This window comes from Bacillus sp. AFS001701, assembly GCF_002559405.1.
In the GTDB taxonomy this organism is placed as follows: domain Bacteria; phylum Bacillota; class Bacilli; order Bacillales; family Bacillaceae_G; genus Gottfriedia.
In genome coordinates this window covers 1-1278 of record NZ_NTZO01000706.1, presented here as the reverse complement: position 1 = coordinate 1278, position 1278 = coordinate 1, and the positions used below count along the sequence as shown (strand labels likewise).

2 protein-coding genes are annotated in these 1278 nt (G+C 33.1%); both read left to right on the top strand.

The window, feature by feature from the left end; genetic code table 11:
• Positions 1-136, top strand: a 136-nt coding sequence (locus CN514_RS24755; RefSeq protein ID WP_176526076.1) for a twin-arginine translocase TatA/TatE family subunit, incomplete at its 5' end; no start/stop codon positions are given.
• Positions 137-372: 236 nt separating this feature from the next.
• Positions 373-1215 (top strand): DegV family protein, encoded by an 843-nt coding sequence (locus CN514_RS24750; protein WP_098234827.1) that lies wholly within the window; start codon positions 373-375, stop codon positions 1213-1215.
• Positions 1216-1278: the final 63 nt, after the last annotated feature.

The following is a 1278-nucleotide window of genomic DNA, read 5'->3' as shown; positions in this document are numbered from 1 at the left end:
ATTAATTATATTTGGACCAAAAAAATTACCTGAAATCGGAAGAGCATTTGGTGATACACTTAGAGAATTTAAGCGTTCTACACAAGGGTTAACAAATGATCTTTTAGAAGACAAAGACGAAAAGAACGGCAAATAAATCAGTAAAAGACTCGGTAAATGGACCGAGTTTTTTTTTTTTGAAAATTTTCCATCTATAAAGCCTCGACTTGTCCATCGTGAACTTAAAACTCTCCCTCATGTCAATAGGATTTTCAAACAAATATTGAAATTTTAATGGAACTTTAATATTTACTGTTAACTTATAGTAAAAATGATATAATGAATTTGCTTTGCAAATTTTGTAGAATTTTAGAGAAGAAAGATGTGAATTGATTGGCAAACATTAAGATTGTAACTGACTCAACGGCCGACTTATTAAAAGAAGAAATTGAAAATTTAAATATAACAGTCATTCCTTTAACAATTCAAATAAATGGTGGAACATATTTAGATGGGGTTAATATATCTCCAAAGCAATTTATTGATGAAATGCAAAAATCAGTTGAATTGCCAAAGACATCTCAACCAGCTGTAGGAACATTTGTAGAAACATTTGAAAAATTGACAGCCGATGGAAGTAAAGTCATTTCAATTCACTTATCTAGCGGTTTAAGCGGTACTTATTCAACGGCATGTGTAGCTGCAGGGATGGTTGAAGGTGATGTAACAGTAATCGATTCAGCTTTTATAACAAGAGCAATGGCTTTTCAAGTTATCGAGGCAGCACAAATGGCTGAAGAGGGATCCACAGTTGAAGACATTGTTAACCGACTTACGGAAATTAAAAATAGTACGTATTTATATATCATGGTAGATACGCTTGAAAACTTAGTTAAAGGTGGAAGAATTGGAAAGGGTAAAGCCTTTATTGGGTCATTACTAAATATTAAACCGATTGCATCACTTGAAGGGGGAGTTTATTCTCCTGTTGGTAAAGTGCGTAGCCATCAGCAAGTAGTAAAAACTTTAACTAAATATTTTGAACAGGACACACTTGGAAAAGCGATAAAAGGTGTAGGGATTGCACATGCAGATGCTACTGAGCTTGCAGAGAATCTTAGAAAATCAATACAACAGCTAACGAACCTTGAATTAGATGAAACTGATTATACAACTCCGGTAATTAGTACACATACAGGAAAAGGTGCTATTGGGTTCGTTTTTTATGCTGAATAGAGTTTATATTCAACATTTCATTTTTTAACATAAGAAAGAAGAAGCTTAAAAGATAATGGCTTC